General features: G+C 39.4%; 19 protein-coding genes. 7 read left to right on the top strand and 12 right to left on the bottom strand.

From position 1 onward, the window contains the following. Window positions 1-91: 91 nt before the first annotated feature. The 3 genes from lolA to CQA63_RS01410 are packed head-to-tail and all read left to right on the top strand — an operon-like array spanning window position 92 to window position 3,744. The gene (gene lolA, locus CQA63_RS01400) at window positions 92-628 is read left to right on the top strand and encodes a LolA-like outer membrane lipoprotein chaperone (RefSeq protein WP_104700054.1); all 537 of its coding nucleotides are present in this window, start codon (window positions 92-94) and stop codon (window positions 626-628) included. Between the two features lie 15 nt (window positions 629-643). Then, on the top strand, window positions 644-2,143 hold the full coding sequence (locus CQA63_RS01405; RefSeq protein WP_104700053.1) for an anthranilate synthase component I family protein: 1,500 nt from the start codon (window positions 644-646) through the stop codon (window positions 2,141-2,143). Continuing rightward, window positions 2,143-3,744 carry a bifunctional anthranilate synthase component II/anthranilate phosphoribosyltransferase gene (locus CQA63_RS01410; RefSeq protein WP_104700052.1) on the top strand — a complete coding sequence of 534 codons (1,602 nt, stop codon included), beginning with the start codon at window positions 2,143-2,145 and terminating at the stop codon, window positions 3,742-3,744. Before CQA63_RS01405 ends, CQA63_RS01410 begins: the two co-directional genes overlap by 1 nt. A gap of 160 nt (window positions 3,745-3,904) precedes the next feature. On the opposite strand, the gene CQA63_RS09370 is transcribed toward CQA63_RS01410, so the two are convergent. From CQA63_RS09370 to traF, 3 genes are all read right to left on the bottom strand, one after another. After that, window positions 3,905-4,090, bottom strand: a complete 186-nt coding sequence (locus CQA63_RS09370; RefSeq protein WP_147288708.1) for a hypothetical protein — start codon at window positions 4,088-4,090, stop codon at window positions 3,905-3,907. Next, complete coding sequence (locus CQA63_RS01415) at window positions 4,062-4,691, bottom strand: hypothetical protein (protein WP_147288709.1); 630 nt, start codon at window positions 4,689-4,691, stop codon at window positions 4,062-4,064. Before CQA63_RS01415 ends, CQA63_RS09370 begins: the two co-directional genes overlap by 29 nt. 101 nt (window positions 4,692-4,792) lie before the next feature. Continuing rightward, window positions 4,793-6,526 carry a conjugal transfer protein TraF gene (gene traF, locus CQA63_RS01420; protein ID WP_199770697.1) on the bottom strand — a complete coding sequence of 578 codons (1,734 nt, stop codon included), beginning with the start codon at window positions 6,524-6,526 and terminating at the stop codon, window positions 4,793-4,795. A 228-nt stretch (window positions 6,527-6,754) separates the two neighbouring features. On the opposite strand from traF, the gene CQA63_RS01425 reads away from it, so the two are divergent. The 3 genes from CQA63_RS01425 (at window position 6,755) to CQA63_RS09375 (ending at window position 8,841) form a co-directional block, all read left to right on the top strand. Then, a complete protein-coding gene (locus CQA63_RS01425; protein WP_104700050.1) occupies window positions 6,755-7,384 on the top strand; it encodes a tetratricopeptide repeat protein in 630 nt (209 codons plus the stop codon). After that, window positions 7,381-7,992, top strand: a complete 612-nt coding sequence (locus tag CQA63_RS01430; RefSeq protein ID WP_104700049.1) for a tetratricopeptide repeat protein — start codon at window positions 7,381-7,383, stop codon at window positions 7,990-7,992. The genes CQA63_RS01425 and CQA63_RS01430 overlap by 4 nt, the downstream gene beginning before the upstream one ends. Window positions 7,993-8,556: 564 nt before the next feature. Then, a complete protein-coding gene (locus CQA63_RS09375) occupies window positions 8,557-8,841 on the top strand; it encodes a hypothetical protein (RefSeq protein WP_147288710.1) in 285 nt (94 codons plus the stop codon). Here the strand turns inward: CQA63_RS09375 and CQA63_RS10480 are convergent. The 9 genes from CQA63_RS10480 to CQA63_RS01470 form a co-directional block, all read right to left on the bottom strand. Next, window positions 8,836-9,111: an SPASM domain-containing protein gene (locus CQA63_RS10480; protein ID WP_342352868.1), complete on the bottom strand. Its 276-nt coding sequence runs from the start codon at window positions 9,109-9,111 to the stop codon at window positions 8,836-8,838. The genes CQA63_RS09375 and CQA63_RS10480 overlap by 6 nt on opposite strands. Then, window positions 9,108-9,722: a radical SAM protein gene (locus CQA63_RS01435; protein ID WP_233706618.1), complete on the bottom strand. Its 615-nt coding sequence runs from the start codon at window positions 9,720-9,722 to the stop codon at window positions 9,108-9,110. The genes CQA63_RS10480 and CQA63_RS01435 overlap by 4 nt, the downstream gene beginning before the upstream one ends. A gap of 33 nt (window positions 9,723-9,755) precedes the next feature. After that, window positions 9,756-10,499: a glutamate racemase gene (gene murI / locus CQA63_RS01440; RefSeq protein WP_104700048.1), complete on the bottom strand. Its 744-nt coding sequence runs from the start codon at window positions 10,497-10,499 to the stop codon at window positions 9,756-9,758. Window positions 10,500-10,508: 9 nt separating this feature from the next. Continuing rightward, complete coding sequence (gene rho, locus CQA63_RS01445) at window positions 10,509-11,801, bottom strand: transcription termination factor Rho (RefSeq protein ID WP_104700047.1); 1,293 nt, start codon at window positions 11,799-11,801, stop codon at window positions 10,509-10,511. Between the two features lie 160 nt (window positions 11,802-11,961). Next, window positions 11,962-12,636 (bottom strand): response regulator, encoded by a 675-nt coding sequence (locus tag CQA63_RS01450; protein ID WP_104700046.1) that lies wholly within the window; start codon window positions 12,634-12,636, stop codon window positions 11,962-11,964. After that, a complete protein-coding gene (locus CQA63_RS01455) occupies window positions 12,626-14,086 on the bottom strand; it encodes a sensor histidine kinase (protein ID WP_104700045.1) in 1,461 nt (486 codons plus the stop codon). The genes CQA63_RS01450 and CQA63_RS01455 overlap by 11 nt, the downstream gene beginning before the upstream one ends. Further along, complete coding sequence (locus CQA63_RS01460; protein WP_104700044.1) at window positions 14,083-15,537, bottom strand: coiled-coil domain-containing protein; 1,455 nt, start codon at window positions 15,535-15,537, stop codon at window positions 14,083-14,085. Before CQA63_RS01460 ends, CQA63_RS01455 begins: the two co-directional genes overlap by 4 nt. Continuing rightward, window positions 15,534-17,372, bottom strand: a complete 1,839-nt coding sequence (gene uvrC, locus CQA63_RS01465) for an excinuclease ABC subunit UvrC (protein ID WP_104700043.1) — start codon at window positions 17,370-17,372, stop codon at window positions 15,534-15,536. Before uvrC ends, CQA63_RS01460 begins: the two co-directional genes overlap by 4 nt. Next, window positions 17,362-17,832, bottom strand: coding sequence for a hypothetical protein (locus CQA63_RS01470; RefSeq protein ID WP_104700042.1), 471 nt, complete (start codon window positions 17,830-17,832; stop codon window positions 17,362-17,364). The genes uvrC and CQA63_RS01470 overlap by 11 nt, the downstream gene beginning before the upstream one ends. Here CQA63_RS01470 and CQA63_RS01475 point away from each other — a divergent pair. Further along, window positions 17,809-18,039: a hypothetical protein gene (locus CQA63_RS01475; protein WP_104700041.1), complete on the top strand. Its 231-nt coding sequence runs from the start codon at window positions 17,809-17,811 to the stop codon at window positions 18,037-18,039. The genes CQA63_RS01470 and CQA63_RS01475 overlap by 24 nt on opposite strands.

Genomic DNA, 18,039 nt, shown 5'->3' on the forward strand with positions numbered 1-18,039 from the left:
TTAGGTAGAAAATTGGGCATAATTCTAACATACTTTTACAGAGTTTCGGTAAAATCTTTGTGTGCGTTAAGGAATACTTAAGGAATATAAAATGTGGATAATAAAAGCAGGTATGGTCTTTGTGATTTGTTGCGGGAGGCTTTTTGCTTGGGGGGAAGATATTCAAAGCATACAAGCGGATTTTGAGCAATACATTTATAATGAAGATGGAGCAAATGTATATTATAAGGGCAAGATTCTAGGCAAATCACCCAATAAAGTCAAATGGGACTATCAAATGCCCTTTAAAAAAGAAATTTATATGAATGATAATAAGGTAGCAATTTATGAGCCAAGTTTAGAGCAAGTGAGCCTCTCTACACTCAATAGCAAGAGTGATTTTATATCCATTATTAAATCTGCCAAAAAGTATGAAGATGGCACATATCGCACGGCAGTTGATGGTATAGAATATACACTTGTTGTAGATAGAGAGAATAAGCCAAAAAGTATTTACTTTGTAGATACTATGGGGACTAAAAGTGAGCTTGTACTAAGCAATGTAAAGCTTAATGTTAAGATTGATGATGCCGTTTTTGTGTTTGTAGCTCCAAGTGATGTAGAGGTGCTAGAGCTTAAGGCGCGTTAGTTTAAGGAGAGAGTGATGTTTGATTTTAGCAATGCTAGGGGGGCGCTGATAGCCCATAAGGAAATATTATGCGATAATCTTACGCCATTAGGGGCGTTTGGGGCATTAAATGCAAAAGTACTTTTAGAATCTGCCTATAATGAAACAGGCAAGGATAGATATTCTCTTATGATTGTGCATGAGGCATTTTCTGTATATAAAGAAAATGGCGAGCATATACTCAAATATGGCAAGATAAAAAAGCCCTTAAAAGAGGCATTAGCCGATTATAAACCTGATGTGAATAGCAATGCTTTAAGTGGAGATTTTTTAGAATCTCTTGCTTTTGTGCGCTCTCTTGCTCCTAATCCCATTGAAACCATCCCCCCTCATTTACCCCTCCCTCTTGGTGGGGCAGGGTATATAGGATATGAGTTTTTTGCTGAAATTGAAGAAGTGCATTTTAGCAATCCTCCGCTTTATGATGTGCCAGAATGTGGCTTTATCTTTGGGAGGGATTTTTTAGTCTTTGATCATTTATTTGATAGGCTACATATTGTAAGTGTAAGCTATGCTTATGAGAGAGAAGAGATTAACCCTACTCAAAGGGTCGATGAGATTATCTCCACTCTGCAGAATCAAAATCCCCATCAAGCTTCCCATCAAACTTTTATGGATGGGGCAGAGACCCAAGCATATATTATAGAGAATGCCACAAGTCAAGATGAATATGAACAAATGGTAATGCAGATTAAAGAGGCGATTTATCAGGGGAGCTTGCTTCAATGTGTGCCAAGCCAATATATGAATATCATCTCTTCACTCCCGCCATTAGAAGCCTATAGGCATTTACGTCATCTCAATCCTAGCCCCTATATGTTTTACTATCAATTTGATAATTTTGTGCTTTTAGGCGCAAGCCCGGAGATTATGATACGACTTAAAACCATTAAAGATGAAAGCCTTTTCACACTTCGTCCTATTGCGGGTACGCGCCCTAGAGGCAAAAGTGTTGCCCAAGATTTAGAGTTGGAATCTGAGCTTTTATCTGATGTTAAAGAAAATGCCGAGCATTTAATGCTCCTTGACTTAGCGCGTAATGACGCGGGCAAGGTCAGTGTAGGCGGTGGTGTGAGTGTTGTCGCAAGAAATAAGATAGAGCGATATTCGCATGTTATGCACATTGTCTCAGAAGTGCAAGGCAAGCTTGATAGAGAGCGTTTTGAGAAGCGAGACGCCTTTAAAGCAGTGTTTCCAGCAGGGACTTTAAGCGGTGCGCCCAAAATAGAAGCTATCAAAACTATAGAATCTTTAGAAACACACTCAAGGGGCATATATGGCGGAGCGGTGGGGTATTTCACCTATGATGAAGATATGGACTTTGCTATTGCTATTCGCACAGCAGTGTATCAAAATGGCATTTATTATTTGCGCTCTGGGGCGGGCATTGTGCAAGATTCTATCCCGAGTGCAGAATATGTAGAGACACAAAATAAAGTCCGCTCTATGCTTGCTATGCTTACAAAGGAGAAATGATGATTTTACTCATTGATAATTATGATTCCTTTACATATAACATCTATCAAGCATTTTATAAATTTGGCTTTCCCCTAAAGGTCGTGCGAAGCGATAAGATTAGTATTGAAGAGATACATGCCCTTTCCCCGCAATATATTATCATCGGTCCGGGTCCTAAAACCCCCAAAGAAGCGGGCATTTCTGTGCAAATTGTGCAAGAACTTCAAGGTATATATCCTATTTTAGGTATTTGCTTGGGGCATCAAGCCATTATGGCGGCTTTTGGTATGGATATTGTCAATGCTAAGCACATCGTGCATGGTAAAGTGGAGCCATTACATCATAATCAAAAGGGGCTTTTCCGCAATGTTAATCCGCTTACCCCCATTGTGCGCTATCACTCACTTGTGGGGAAGGCTCATCAATTACCTGAATGCTTTGAAGTGAGTGCATGGAGTGAAGATGGCGAGATTATGGCGATTGAGCATAAACATCATCATCTTGTTGGCGTGCAATTCCACCCAGAATCTATTGGCACACTTGAGGGTGAGAAAATGCTTTTAAACTTCTTGCATTATAGGCGAGAGATGATCCCCATTAAGCAATATCTTAAAAGCACTATGCAAGGGAAGAGTCTTAGCTTTAAAGAGGCTTATGATGTCATGGATGAGATTACAGAGGGGAATATGAGCGATGCACAAATTGGTAGCATACTTACAAGCCTTGAAATTAAGGGTGTGAATGCAGAGGAGTTAGCGGGGTTTGCAAGTGTGCTAAAGAAAAAGACTATCGCCTTTAGCCTGCCTAAAAGCGATGAGATAAGGCTAGATATAGTAGGCACAGGCGGTAGTCCTAATAAAACCTTTAATGTCTCTACTACCGCTGCTTTGCTGCTTGGGGCTGCTGGAGTAAAGGTAGTTAAACATGGCAATAGAGCGATTACTTCTAAATCTGGTTCGGCAGATTTGCTTCAAGCCCTTGGGGTGAATGTGAATATGGACGTGCAAACGTGCAGAAAGGTGTATGATGAGATAGGCATTACCTTTCTTTTTGCGCAAAAGTTTCATGCGGCTATGCGCTTTGCTGCGCCTGCTAGGGCTTCACTAGGATTTAAGACAGCTTTTAATCTTGTGGGTCCTCTCTCAAATCCAGCCAATGTTACCCATCAATTTATTGGCGTGTTTGATAAGGCTTATACGGAGATTATGGCTAAAGCCCTTGCTATTTTGGGGATTAAAAGGGCTATGGTTGTGAGTGGATTTGATGGCTATGATGAGATTTCACTTTGTGCGCCCACACAGATTACAGAGCTTGATAATGGCACTATAAAGACTTATGTTTTTAATCCCAATGAGATAGGGCTAGAGTTTGTGCCTTTTGCGGAGCTTTGCGGGGGTGATGTAGCAGAAAACAAGCGCATTAGCCTTGAGATTTTCCATGCCAAGTCTCTTCACTCTCCTAAAACCCAGCTTGTAGCTCTTAATACGGGTGGGGCACTTTACCTTGCGGGGAGGGCAGGCAGCATTAAAGAGGGTTATTTCCTTGCAAGAGATATTATAGAATCTAAGAAAGTTCTTAAGGTATTAGAAGATTTTGCAAGATTAAGTCATAATAAATAGGGCAATTTCCCTCCATATCACTTGTGCAAACAATGCTTAGGATTATAGAATGAAACAACAAGGCAACCCCGAAGTATCTCTAAGCGAATCGCCAGTCGTGCTTTTTGGTGTTTTTGAAAGCGATTCTCTAGCAGATAAGAGAGATTCTTCGCCTAAAGGCTCAGAATGACAAAGTAACGGAGGTTACTAGTAAATCCAACAGCAATTCTTCGTCCTTTATTGGGGGCTTAGAATGACAAAGTAACTGCCTTTCTGGTGTTTCCTCTAAAGAGTCTTTAGCGGATAAGAGAGATTCTTCGGTCAGGCTACGCCCTCCCTCAGAATGACAAACTTGGCCTACCCGCAAGGGAAATTATTTTGTCATTCTGAACCCCTGCAAGGGGTGAAGAATTGCTGTGGGCTTTCTGTGAATCATTGCTTTTTGGATTTCTAGTAGATTTTATCCCGTTGTCATTCTGAGCTTGAGAATCAAGCGAAGAATCTCTGTTAGAATTACTAGAAACTCTGCTACTATTGTCATGTCTTAGGGCTTGTAAGCCCGAAGAATTGCTTTTGGCGACTAGTGATTCCTTTAGAGATTCTTCGCAATGCTTGGAATGACAAACTTGGAGAGTCGTTAGTGATTCTCTTTTTTCTTTTTCTATAAGACCGATGGGCTTAAATGTGCAAAGTTTTATAAAATAATGAGGCTTATATACTTTACTTGTGCAGGCAAGCTCCAACCCCATAATAATGCTCCACAATAACACTCTTGCCCCCTTATATATCCCCCAGCCATACTTGTATGTCGCTTTATAGATAGACTTCACTGCTAGGGGAAGTTTAGGACTTTTTGTCATATCTAGAGCGAAGCGAAGAAATTCTGTTGGAGTCTTGAGTGTTGTTTGAAAAGTCTCTAGTAGCCAAGAGAGATTCTTCAGGCATAAAGCCCACAAAAGGTATGACAAAACTTTACATTTGCGGAAGTCTCAAGTTGGGGGCTTTGCCCCAGATTTTGTGAATATGTGAAGATATGAAGAGTTTAAAAAAGCCCTTATGGCTAAAAATCTTAGAAGCTAAATTGCCCTCCTATATGCACATTCATATAGTTTGATATATTTATACCCTCTATGGTGAAGTTTCTGCCTAAGCCATATTGTAATGCTACATCTAAGAATCCCAAGAGATTAATCCCGCCTGTGAGTATCATACCCTCTCTGGCATTTGATCTCATATCTTGCATAGCCCCTAATCTAAAATCTACCTTTTTAAAGTTAGCCATAACCCCTCCTCCTATGAATTGGCTTTTAGGGCTTTGGAGGGAGAGGGTGTTATTTGGCAGGAGGTCTGCATCAAAGGCAAAGGTAAGGAAGTCTTTAAGCACATAGCTTACCCCAGCGCGTAATTGCCGATTAAGCGTAACATCATCTACATTTGTGCGCTTAATCACAGGGGCGTTGATGTTTTTTAGCACAAGCCCGATATGGAGATTTTCAAGTAAGTTTGGGCTATAAAGCACGCCCAAATCTACCCCAAAGGTTTGAGACATATCTACATCATTTTTATCAAAAGAAATGCTAGGAAACTTCCCTACGCTAAAGTTAAGCTTTTGCCCATAGCCCATGGCTTGTATGAATTTAAGGGCTATACCTATATTTACATCACCTGCGGGAGTAAAGAGCGTATGCCCATAGCCTATAGGGACTTCTATTAGGGCTAAGGCATTGGCATAAAGTAGGTGATTGGCATTTTCATTCATTATAGAGCCATCTAAGTTAGTTTTACTCGCATTGTATTTTAATGTAATGGCATTCCCATTTACGCTTACATCATAATACTTACCACCAAGGTCAAAAATCAATTGGTTATTGTTTGGGTCAATTTGTGCTGAAGCATTGCTAAAGGCTGAGGCAAAGACACCAACGCCTATTGCACCGCGCCCAGAATCTATATCTTGTATATCAATGCTGCCTATTTCATCACTTTCTATGCGGCGAGATGTCTTACTTCCGGGAATTTGTATCACAAAGCCATTTTGGCTAACGACATTGAGATCATTGGCTTTTAGGGCGTTATTGATTGTCTCAAAATCATTCAAAAGCCTATCTATAGAAGAATCTGATCCCTTAGCAAGGGTGATTTCTCCTACTTTTTCAAATAATGTTTCAGCATCAAAATTCCCTCCTGTAGCCTCTTTAGCAAGCTCAGTGATTTTATTTGGATCGATACCAGAAATAACCGCCCCCACAAGTGGCGAACCTCCCTCTGCAGCGGCTGAAGTAAGTTTGTCTTTTAATTTATTTTGTGCTTGGGGGTCTTTAATAAAGTCCCAACAAGTGCTTATATCTGTACACGTTTGACTTGAGCCTGTGATTTCTGTAACAAGGGTTTGTACATTATCTTTAGTGATATTCCCTCCGCTATCAGGAAAAAGTGCGTCGAGCATACCACCCAATGCACCATTGACTGACTTTCCATCTATAGTTACGCTCTTACCCCCCACATTTGGGCTTGTGAGCTGGTTTGTAAGCGTTTGGGGGAGGTTTTTTAAATTATCTACATCAATGCTTGCAAGCTCTAGGAGGTTTTGCTCTTTGATTTGTACTCCAAAGCTATAGCCAAACTTCCCTCTTCTATCAGCACCAAGCAAAGCAGGGTTGTAATAAAGCCCCCATGCAGAATCTTTAAGGGCTACACCTGCCCCGCCCATACCCATAGAGACTTGCCCCATAGAGCCAAATTCTAAACCATAGCCATTAAGTGCTAACATCAATAATACAATCATTTTATTTTTGATAAACATTTTTAAACCTTTTATATTGAGGTAAGACGAAACTTTCTTAAGAGAAAAATCATTGTGATTTGTTGGGGTATTGTAACAAAGTTTTTTGCAATAGTTTTTAAACCTGTATTTTTTATTTTACCATTAATAAACCTCGCCAATAAACGCAAAATAAACTTGAATAAAAGGAACACTTTTAGCATAGGGAAGCGTAGAGGGAAAATATATAAGGATATAGGGTGCAAGATAATGAGAAAGATTCTGTGGTTATGCTCATTGTGCTTTGTGTTAGCTCATTTGGTGGCGAGTGAGGCAGATTTGCAAGATGCTTATAGTGCATGGCGTAATGGAGAGATAGAGGAGGCAGTCTTTTTATACGCGAAAGCATGTAATGCCCAAAATGCAGCTGCATGTTATGGGCTTGGGAGATTGTATGCTCAAGGTAGTGGTGTAGGGCAGGATTATTTTGTGAGTGAGCTCTATTATAAAATGGCTTGTGAGTTAGGGCATTACCCAGCTTGTAATTCACTTGGAGTTTTGTATCATTTAGGGCTTGTAAAAGCCCAAGATTCTACAGAAATATTACATTTATATACGTATGCATGTCAGGGTGGCTATGGCAGGGCGTGCAATAATGTAGGTGTGATGTTTGAGGAGGGTATAGGGCTTAAAAGGGACTATAAGCAAGCTGCCTTGTATTATAGTGATGCGTGTTTAGCCCAAGATGACAAGGCGTGCTTTAACCTTGCTGAACTTTTTCATAAAGGTAAGGGCGTGAAAAGAAATAAACTCAAAGCAAAAGAATTTTATGGGCTTGCATGTGATTTTGGATTCCAAAATGGTTGTGAGTTATACAAAAACCTTGAAGAGCGAAAATGAGAGTATTAGCAATACTTAGCATAGTCATAGCCCTTGCATTAGGTGCACAACTCTCTGATGAAGCTATGGAAAATCAACAAAGCATAGAGATGTTAGAGCACATTGCCCCTTATGTGAGGGGCTGTGATAGTGGCATTATGGAGGATTGCTACTTGGCAGGAGAGGAGTATAGCAATGGTTGGAATGATGTGCATTGGTATCCTAAGGCGGCGTATTATTACAAAATGGCTTGCGATAATGAGGTTTTTAAGGCATGTAGCAAGCTTGGGGTTTTGTATCAAAATGGGCTTGGTGTGAAGCAAAATATAAGTGTGAGTGTGCAGCTTTATAAACTTGCTTGTTCAATGCAAGAGCCCGATGGCTGCAATAATCTGGGTGCGTTAAGTCAAGAGGGGAAGTTTGTGAGTAGAAGCTATATAGATGCTTCAAAGCTCTATCGCCGTGCTTGTCAGCACGGCTCTGTGGCTGGTTGTATGAATCTTGCTTCGCTCTATCTTAAGGGCAAAGGTGTCAAAAAGGATAAACAAGCTGCACTTCATTTATATGAGCAGAGTTGCTATATGGGGTATTTGGAGGCTTGCGAGCTTTATAGTAAGTATTATCAGTAGGAGTAATTTCTTTATTAATTCTATTAATTTAATATCTTGGTTTGTGTGAAATGAATTCACACAAACCGCCTAAAGCCCTGCGGGGGGCGCTATTTTTGACTTTTTTACCTTTTTGGGTGGTTTGGGTTTCTCCTACAAAAGGTAGTTCGTTTGTCATTCTGAGCCTTTAGGCGAAGAATCTCTAAAGGAATCACTAGTCGCCAAAAGAGATTCTTCGGTCGGGCTTGCGCCTTCCCTCAGAATGACAACTTAAGAGAGTCTCTAGTGAATCAAAAAGCAATTCTTCACCCCTTATCAGGGGCTCGTGATGCCAAACTCATTACCCTTATGGAGCAAGTCCCCAACCTCTCCCAGCAATGAAGCAAGTCTTCACTGCGATGAGAAACAATCGCACGAAGTGCCACCTCTTAAGGCGACGCCCTTGTGGGGGATATATAAGGGGGTAAGGGCATTAGTTGTATGTTGGACTTCGCGCTTGTGCATAGCACCAGCCCATACTTGCACATTTAAGCCCCTCCCTCTTATAGAAAAAGAAAAAAGAGATTCGCTAACGACTCTCCAAGTTTGTCATTCCAAGCATTGCGAAGAATCTCTAAAGGAATCACTAGTCGCCCACAGAGATTCTTCGGGGCTGAAGCCCCTCAGAATGACAAACTTTGCTACCCGCAAGGGAAACCCACACATAATAAACACCTGCAAGGAAATTTACTTTGTCATTCTGAGGGAGCACGAAGTGCGACCGAAGAATCTCTCTTATCTGCTAGAGAATCGCTTTCAAAAACACCAAAAAGCACGACTGGTGATTCGCTTAGAGATATTTCGGGGTTGCCTTGTTGTTTCATTCTATAATCCTAAACATTGTTTGCACAAGTGATATGGAGGGAAATTGCCTGTTTTTTGCATATATCTAATATCTTCAAAAGCCTTGCAGGTATAGAGCTCTAAAAAATCATGGGTAAGTAAAGAGCCAAAATTAATACTATTAAAATAGTCTTTGCAACACAGAATGAGAGAGCAATCAGCGTTAATGTAAATTTCATCAAATGGGGTATGACAGAGGGGTTTGTGATAGGTTTTTAGAGTAGCGATATGAGAGGGATTATGCGATGTTTGCTTTATCCCCCCCCCGTTAAATGCTCTTTATGTGTGATTACGCGCTTATAGGGCAATATCGCATTAATCAAATATGCCCTCTTACCAAAGATTTTTAAAAACGCATTTTTAGGATCTTGTGTATTATAGGGGGTGAGCACGGAGCTTATAAAGAGCTTCAAATGCGGGAATTCCTGCTCTTTTAATGTTAAAAGTGCGTAAAAATTATCAATCACTTTTTGAAAATCATCTCTGCCATGTATGGCTTTATAATGCAGTGGGTCTATGGCATTAATAGAGAATTTTATAGAATCTAAGCCACTTTGCAGCAGGGCTTTGGCTCGCGCTGGATTCATAAGCGCGCCATTAGAGCTTATATACACATAAGGGATTTTATAGATATGTTTGCAATGCCAAATAATGGCTTCTAAATCTTCATTTAAGCATACCTCACCCTTAGCAGATAGCCCTAGCTCATCAGTTGATACATAGGTTAAAACATTATCCATAGCTTGCATAAAATCTTTATAGCTTGTTTTGGCTTTTTTAGTGCGTTTATCCGGATTTGAGCAGAAATCGCACGCATGGTTGCAAAAAGTGCAAACATCAAAATTGATTTTTTTCTTGTATTTTTTCATTATCGCTCCTTATTTGAGTATTAGCATTTAGCGTTAGCTTAGCCACTTTTGGGCGATTTGTGTAAGCATGGCAGGATTATCGCTGGCATAGAATTGTAGCGATTCAAGTCCATAACGTGATGAGAGATGTAAATGCCGCTCTAAATACTCCACAATCGCCTCGCCTGAATGAATAAGAATGCTCTGATTCTTAAAATATGAGCTAAGGGCAGGGGCGATAAGCGGGAAATGCGTGCAGCCTAAAATAATAGCCTTAGGCGGTGTGGCAAGAGAGCTAAAGTAGTAATCAAAGGCACTCTCTAACACTGCACCCTCTAGCAATCCCTCCTCCACAATGGGGACAAAAAGCCCTGTGGCTAGGCTTGTGAGATTCCAAAATCCAATATTGCGCAATCTTGTTTCATATTGGCTTGAGGCGATAGTCGCACGTGTGGCAATGATTAAAATTTGAGAATCTGTATCTGTGAGTTTGTTTTGCACAGCTAGGACTCCGGGCTCTATCACACCCACAATAGGAATAGAGCATTTTGCTTGCATTTCTTCTAGGGCGTATGCACTCACGGTATTACACGCTACGATTAAAATATCAATATGATGTGGGGCGAAAAAGTCAAGGGCTTCAAGGGAGAATTGCACGATGGTTTGTTTATCTTTCACACCATAAGGGACGCGTGCGGTATCACCATAATAGATGATTTCTTTAAAAAGCTTGGCGTTGATTAGGCTTTTAAGGACACTTAGCCCACCCACACCGCTATCAAATACGCCAGCTCGCATAAATAATCCTTATTCTTGAGTGTTCATCATATTTAAAAACTCTTCATTATCACGCGTTTGCTTCATTTTTGAGTAAATAAAGCTAAGGGCTTCGACATCATCCATTGTGTGCATAACATTGCGAAGCATCCATATTTTTGTGAGATTGTCCTTGCCAAGGAGGAGGTCGTCTTTGCGCGTACCGCTTTTAAGGACATCAAATGCGGGGTAGATTCTCCTATCAGCAATGGAGCGGGCCAGGACGATTTCACTATTACCTGTGCCTTTGAATTCTTCAAATATCACTTCATCCATACGTGAGCCTGTCTCTATGAGTGCTGTAGCAATGATCGTAAGACTCCCACCTTGCTCGATATTACGCGCTGCACCAAAAAATCGTTTGGGCTTATGCAGTGCGTTTGCATCTACACCACCACTTAGGACTTTCCCACTTGATGGGGTCGCAGCATTATATGCTCGAGCAAGCCGCGTGATAGAATCTAAAAGTATCACCACATCTTTGCCCATTTCAACCTTGCGTTTAGCGCTCTCAATAACCAAATCTGCTACGCGGATATGATTGGTAGCTGGCATATCAAATGTAGAGCTAAATACCTGCCCCTGCACACTTCGCTCCATATCTGTAACTTCTTCAGGACGCTCATCGACTAAAAGCACCATAAGCTCGACTTCGGAGTGGTTTTTAGCAATGCCATGGGCTAATTCTTTCATAAGCTCTGTTTTACCTGTACGTGGCGGGGCTACGATAAGGGCGCGCTGCCCCTTACCAATGGGGCTAAAGAGATCAAGCATTCTGCCTGTAACTTTGCTTTGCTCATATTCAAGCTTTAGCTGCTCGTGGGGAAAAAGTGGAGTGAGATTATCAAAGAGGGGGCGGTTTTTAATTTCTTCAAGCGACATATAGTTGATGGCTTCAATTTTCAGCAAGGCATAATAGCGCTCTTGGTCTTTTGGAGGGCGCACTTGCCCTGTAACAATATCACCATTACGTAAGGCAAAGCGGCGAATCTGGGATTGAGAGACATATGTGTCATTTTGGCTATCAGCAAGGCTTTCTGTAAGCGCACGTAAAAAGCCATAGCCTTCATTGGTGATTTCTAAAATACCTGAAAAAAGGATATATCCCCCCTGATTGACTTGGGCTTTGAGAATCTCAAAAATTAAATCTTGCCTGCGATAATCGCTTGGATTCTCTACACCTACTTCTTCGGCGATACTAATGAGGTATTTGATACTCTTAGTTCGGAGTTCTTCAAGCTGGTAGCCTTCTACAGGCGTGTGAGTTCGTTTATTATCTGCCATAAAATTCCCTTAGTTCAAGCGAAGATTAAGAAGTTTAAAGTATTTATAGAATCTTTGGTGTGAATGGTATAAATGACTTTAAAGGAGTTCTTTTGGTGCTATACACAAAAAAGTGCGATTATATATAAAGCTTTTTTGTGTGTCAAGAGATGAGCCCCTTTTAGGGGATATTATCTTTGATATTTTTGTTTAAATCAGGGTGGATTTTATAGACTTTATTTTTAATTTTAATCAATATGCCCGTATCGATGAGTTGTTTAAATGTTTTTACAATAGTGGGCTTGCTGACATTGAGATGAGAGATGATATTTTCATAAGAGCCATAAAAAATATTATCTTCGTCACAATTTGCGAGTAAAAACTGGATAATGGCGATCTTCTTACCCCCTACAAAGGTAGAGATGGCATTAATCAAAAGATTTTTTGAAGCAATTTCATCAGCTTGCAAAAATGGCAATATGGCTTTGTTGAGCACGTGTAGCAATTCTTCAATATTTATAGGTTTTAAGATATAGCCATCTACGCGTAAGCGGATCGCATCAAGGAGGTATTTTGTCTCGGTGTGCGCGGTAGTGATAACAACAGGCACATCCGGATGCGTGGTTGAGTGACGTATGGCATTGATGAGTTCAATTCCATTCATTTTAGGCATTAAAATATCAGTAAGGACTAAATCAACCTTATGAAGTTTAAAAAGACTTAGGGCTTCTTGCCCATTTTTGGCTATTAAAAGACGTCCTACATAGTCTTCAAGCACCATACTTGTTAGATTTGCGGTGTCAATATCATCTTCTGCATAAAGAATAGTCAGTTTGCTTAGTGCGTCAAGTTTCATTAATGTCCTTTTGTGCTGGTATGTTGATAGTAAATTCTGCTCCAAAATAGTTTGTATTCCATTGTGTATTTGATACATTGATACTGCCATTGAACTGCCGCTCAATGATTTGCTTTGCCATATAGAGACCAACACCTGTGCCTGCGGATTTATGCTTAGTGGTAAAATAAGGCTCAAACACCTTTGAATTATCTTCTAGGTGGATACCTCCGGCATTATCTTTCACGCAAAGAGTGATATTATATCCTACCTTATATAATAAAATTTCTATACATGGTGTGTCAAAATTATCTTCGTTTTGAATCTTTAATTTAAGTGCGTCAATGGCATTATTAATAAGGATTAAAATGACCTGCATAAAGGAATTTTGATAGCCTTTAATGCTGATATGCTTTTCAGGCTCGCTCACATGGATAGAGATGAGATTCTCCCTTAATTGCTCCTTTAATAACTCTATTGCGTCATGGATACTTGCATAAGGCTCAAAGAGCTCAGTATTGGTCTCTGGGCGGAAAAAATTGCGAAAGTTTTCAATCGTATTTGACATTTCTGTGGCGATTTTCATACCATATTGGGTTTGTTGCAAGACAAAATCTACTTCAAGTTTATTTTGCATAGCTTTGCTTTTAAAGCTCTGTATAAGCACCATAAGGGAGTTAAGGGGCTGCCTCCATTGATGGGCGATGTTTTGTATCATTTCACCCATAGAAGCAAGGCGCGCTTGTTGATACATAATCAAATCTTTTTTACGACTTTGCTCTACTTCATGATCGATAGATTTTTGCAAATTTGCATTAAGGATTTGGAGTTCTTTTGTCTTAGAATGCACCAGTTGCTCTAAAAGAAGATGATTGGTATTAATCGAGCGTCGTATGGAGAGTGAGAGGATAATAATAGTTGCAAAGACAATGCACATAAAAATTGCCAACACAATAAAGGTATTGTGATAGAGTGAATCAGTGATTTGCTTACCATAAAACGCCATATCAAAAGAGAGCAAAATCTGCTCTTTAAGTAATGCAGGCAAAGCAGCTATATTTTGCTGGATAAAGGCTTTATCAATAGATTCTATAAGCATATATTTTTGAGAGACAATATCTTGGATTTGCTGATATTCATCTGGCATAAAGGTTTGTGCATACCATTTGCGTAAATGAATACTCGCACTATCTAGTCGTGTGTTGGTATTTTGGAGTTTGTATTGCTCCCATACATGGAGTAAATGCGGCAGGTGCTGTTTATCTTGGGTATCACTCTGTATAAGCAGCATAAGGGTGTGGATATTGTGATTTTGAGATGAGTTTATATCAAACTCACTTTTTAGCCCTATGAGTGCAAGCACTCCTACACTCACTATAAGCCCAAAACCTACAACAATAATCCATACTAAAATAGTAGTTTTAGCTTCAAATGAGATTCTATTTAAAATGGAATGCAAAAGTGTTTTCATACAATTTCCTTCCCACGTTCTAGGGCATTGCCTAATGCACGTAAAAGCAAGTCATATTGCAAGAATTGTTGTTTATGGGTTTTAAGCGCGTAGCTAATTTTAGTTTGCACTTCTTGTTGAGAAAGCAGCAAGCTCATATGCTGTTTATCAAGGCTGGCTTGGTTTTTTTGTATTTTTTCTTCATCTGTGATAAGTTGAGATTTCTCTACGATAAGGGCATTAATTTTCTTACTTAAGCTATCCACTTCCTTTTTTGGGGATTTTTTATCCACAAGCAGGCGCAATTCCTTATTTTTTGCTTCTAGCTCTTCTTTATATGCTTGGATTTTATGCTCATAGTCTTTTAATTTTAGCTCATCTTGTTTGAGTTGATTTGTGAGTGTGTAGATTTGCTCTTCAAGCGTATCTACTTGCGTTTGCATGGTTTGAATATCAACCTCTACAATGCTTTTATTATGCAGAATTTCTTGGATAAGCCCTAAAGTGTAGAGATTGCCATTTTTATCAATAATAGGCGGCTTGGTATAGACCCTCTCGCCTAATGCGATAGACCCGCCATTATAAAATTCAAGAAAAGCAATGGCATGGGCATTATTTTTAGCACATAATTCTAAAAGCTCTTTAGCCACAATTTCAAACATCACCCATGCATATTGCTGGGCTAATCCCATGCAATACATACTCTTAGCAAGCGAATCTACCCCACCCAAAGGCAGTTCTTCAAGGAATAAACGGAGCTTTTGTATAGAGAAAAAGAGAAATCGTTGATTAAAAAGGACATTATCAATACTTCCTAAATCAATATCATGCTCTAGGATTTGAATGGTATTTTGCATAATAATACTTTGGATATTCACTGATTGGAGCGCCTTTTCAATCAGGTGAATATCTTCATTATTGAGTACATTAATGTGCATTTTGGCGCTAATTTGGCGGATTTCACTATTAATTTGCACGATTTTTTGATCAAATTTTTTTAATGTAACATTCCCATTTTTGAAAAACAATCCATCACGTGCTTTTATGCCAAATACACTTCTTAGAGCAGTTTTAATCATATCTCGCTTTGTGCTTTGGGTTTGTGAATCAAATGTGCTATCTATAAATGCAAAAAGCTCGTCAAAATCGCTTTTTTGGGGCTGTTGGATATAAAGCGTGCTTTTATGCTTTCTTAAAAACTCACAAATTTTTTGTATATAAATATTATGTGTGTGGTTTTTAATGCGCGTGATAATTTGCAGTTGGTGTTTATCATAGCGCACAAAGGAGCTTAGCCCCTTTTGATGATAAAAATGCAAAATAGCTAAGCGAATGTCATTTTCTGAATCTGGATTGTCTTGTAAAAGTTTTAAAAGCTCATCTTGGCTAGCTTGCTTGGCTTCTATGATGGTTTGGCATTGGCTAAAATGTTTTGATAGAATGCCTAAAGTCGTGTCATATATGCTATTCATAGGGATTCTTTATTGTGATTTTGTCGTTTTTTCAGCACAGATTCAATCTCTGTTTTTGTCGCATTTTGCAACCCTTCAAAAGAGCCAAAATACTCTAAAAGCCTTTTTATTTGTGCTTTGCTATATTGGTTTGCCCCCATAATTTGCACCTTATTACTTGCCTTGACTTTCTTATAGCGATGATAACTTATAGCATATCGATGAGCCTCATCACGTAGCTTTTGGCACAATTGTAGTCTCTTATCATTTGCTTTTAGTTTAAATTCCCCATCTTGTGTGCGTAATATATCAAGCACATTCCCCTTAGCGCGGTAGGCTTTGGCATTGTGTTTAAATTTTGCAATAGCCATTACATCAACATTTGCTCCCACACTTTGCAAGACTTCAAGGGCTATATTAATTTGTGCCTTGCCTCCATCAAGCAGCCATAAATCTGGTGGGGGAGAAGATTCAAACTTCGCACATCGGCGACTTAACATTTCTCTCATTTGTGAGTATTCATCACTTGCGCTAAGCTCATATCTGCGGTATTTTGCGCTTATAAAACGCATATCTTCATATACAACCATTGCCCCGACATTATGTGTGCCGCTATGATGAGAGGTATCAAAGACTTCGATTCTATAAGGAGTGGAGTGAAGCTTGCATAATGCTTGCAAACTGGAGAGAATCTCATGCTCATTATGCTCCTTTTTATGGAGGGAGAGTATTTCAAGGGCGTTTTTTAATCCTAAAGAGAGAATCTCCTTTTTCTTGCCTTTTTTGGGCTGGAGTATTTTCACTTTACTTTGTGTTTGGGCTTGTAATACCTGCTGTAAGGATAATAAGTCTTTAAAGTCAAAATCAGGTATTAAAATTTCTTTAGGCATAAGGGGCATAGGGGCTTTATAGGCATTTAAAAGGGCTTGAGTGTAGAGCTCTTGGAGATTCTCTTCAAATATATCTTGGTGCAAAATGGAGAAATCGCTAGAGATAATGCGTCCATTGCGGATAAAAAGTCTTAGCAAAATATGGCTAGCAATATCTGAATCTTGTCTATCATCTTTAGCCAAGATAAATACATCATAATCTCCGCTTAATATATCAATAATCGATTGGTTTTTCATTTGAGCGATTTTGTGGATTCTATCGCGTATTTTGGCAGCTTCTTCAAACTGCAAAGATTCTGAGAGGGTGTGCATTTTGCTTTCTAAAATTGCTAAAAGGGCTTTTTTGTTTTCAATTAAATGTATGCCCTTTGTGATGAGATTGGCATATGCTTGTGGTGAGATTTTCCCCTCACAAGGGGCTAGGCATTTTTGTATTTCAAAGAACATACAGGCTTTTTTACCTCTTATGCAGGAACGTTTTTGCACAAGGGGTAAGATGTCATAGAGGCTATCAAGGAGATCCCTAGCCCCACTTACAAAAGGTCCAAAGTAGCGAATCTTAGGCTTATTGAGTATGCAGCGTGTGATGTCAAATCGAGGGTAGGGCAGGGATTTATCAATATAAATATAGGGGTAGGTTTTATCATCGCGTAAAAGGATATTATATTTAGGTTTGAGGCTTTTAATAAGGGAGTTTTCAAGGATAAGTGCGTCTTGCTCATTATTGGTTAAAAGCGTGTGAATGGAAGCGATTTGAGATACCATAAGGGTGATTCTAGGGCTTAAGTTTGGCTTAGGGCTAATATGTGTTTTATCAATGCTAAAGTAGCTTTTAATGCGATTTTTGAGATTTTTTGCTTTGCCTATATAAAGGAGGTTGCCTTGCTTATCAAAGTATTGGTAAATGCCAGATTGTGCAGGCAAGTTCGCAAGGCTAAAAAGCAAATGCGACGTTTCACTTTCCATTTTGTGCTTCCCATCGTCGTTTTATGCTTAAGCGCAACGCCTCTATTTTTTTATGAATCTGCTCATTTTGTGCGAGATTCTTAAAGCTCCCATCAGAATGCTCATAGAATGTAAGCAAGTATTGAGGTTTAGGCGGAGGGCAGAGAATATGGCTTGGCACATAGGCGTGTATTTTTTGGATAGCACTTAGGATAGGAAAGTGCTCTTTGTGCTGTTTTAAACTCTCTATTATTTGTTTGTGCTTATAATGATTAAATTCTACACACAAAGCCTTATGTTTAAAAGCAAAAAGCAATGTATTATTTTTGAGTGTGATAAAAAGGAGCTGCTCTCTTTGAATAGGCGTAAGAAAGGTATTTTTAAAATGTGTGATTTCGCTTTGTTCTTTAAGCTTATATCCTAGAGTTGGATAGTCCTTTGTAATATTGGAGAGTATATGAGCCATAGTCGTTGTTTTCATAAAGTGATTTTAGCATATTTGGCGTTTATTTTTGCCTTTCTTAGCGGAGGCTGTGGCTATAAGGCAGCTCCATTTTATCAGCAAACCCCTCTTGGGGAAACTTCCCTAGATTCACAAGCAGAACTCCCGGAGAGAAAAGAGCAGAAAATCTTATTCCAAGAGATAGATTCTAAACCAGCCCCAAGCCATGCACAAAGCGAGGAGTAA

This window comes from Helicobacter marmotae (assembly GCF_003364255.1).
Classification (GTDB): Bacteria; Campylobacterota; Campylobacteria; order Campylobacterales; family Helicobacteraceae; genus Helicobacter_C; species Helicobacter_C marmotae.

What these genes read in the sequence shown, in the direction of transcription:
- lolA (WP_104700054.1), top strand. Translation starts at nt 92, where the DNA reads ATGTGGATAATAAAAGCAGGTATGGTCTTTGTGATTTGTTGCGGGAGG.
- CQA63_RS01405 (WP_104700053.1), top strand. Translation starts at nt 644, where the DNA reads ATGTTTGATTTTAGCAATGCTAGGGGGGCGCTGATAGCCCATAAGGAA.
- CQA63_RS01410 (WP_104700052.1), top strand. Translation starts at nt 2,143, where the DNA reads ATGATTTTACTCATTGATAATTATGATTCCTTTACATATAACATCTAT.
- traF (WP_199770697.1), bottom strand. Translation starts at nt 6,526, where the DNA reads ATGTTTATCAAAAATAAAATGATTGTATTATTGATGTTAGCACTTAAT.
- CQA63_RS01425 (WP_104700050.1), top strand. Translation starts at nt 6,755, where the DNA reads ATGAGAAAGATTCTGTGGTTATGCTCATTGTGCTTTGTGTTAGCTCAT.
- CQA63_RS01430 (WP_104700049.1), top strand. Translation starts at nt 7,381, where the DNA reads ATGAGAGTATTAGCAATACTTAGCATAGTCATAGCCCTTGCATTAGGT.
- CQA63_RS01435 (WP_233706618.1), bottom strand. Translation starts at nt 9,722, where the DNA reads ATGAAAAAATACAAGAAAAAAATCAATTTTGATGTTTGCACTTTTTGC.
- murI (WP_104700048.1), bottom strand. Translation starts at nt 10,499, where the DNA reads ATGCGAGCTGGCGTATTTGATAGCGGTGTGGGTGGGCTAAGTGTCCTT.
- rho (WP_104700047.1), bottom strand. Translation starts at nt 11,801, where the DNA reads ATGGCAGATAATAAACGAACTCACACGCCTGTAGAAGGCTACCAGCTT.
- CQA63_RS01450 (WP_104700046.1), bottom strand. Translation starts at nt 12,636, where the DNA reads ATGAAACTTGACGCACTAAGCAAACTGACTATTCTTTATGCAGAAGAT.
- CQA63_RS01455 (WP_104700045.1), bottom strand. Translation starts at nt 14,086, where the DNA reads ATGAAAACACTTTTGCATTCCATTTTAAATAGAATCTCATTTGAAGCT.
- CQA63_RS01460 (WP_104700044.1), bottom strand. Translation starts at nt 15,537, where the DNA reads ATGAATAGCATATATGACACGACTTTAGGCATTCTATCAAAACATTTT.
- uvrC (WP_104700043.1), bottom strand. Translation starts at nt 17,372, where the DNA reads ATGGAAAGTGAAACGTCGCATTTGCTTTTTAGCCTTGCGAACTTGCCT.
- CQA63_RS01475 (WP_104700041.1), top strand. Translation starts at nt 17,809, where the DNA reads ATGAGCCATAGTCGTTGTTTTCATAAAGTGATTTTAGCATATTTGGCG.
- CQA63_RS01470 (WP_104700042.1), bottom strand. Translation starts at nt 17,832, where the DNA reads ATGAAAACAACGACTATGGCTCATATACTCTCCAATATTACAAAGGAC.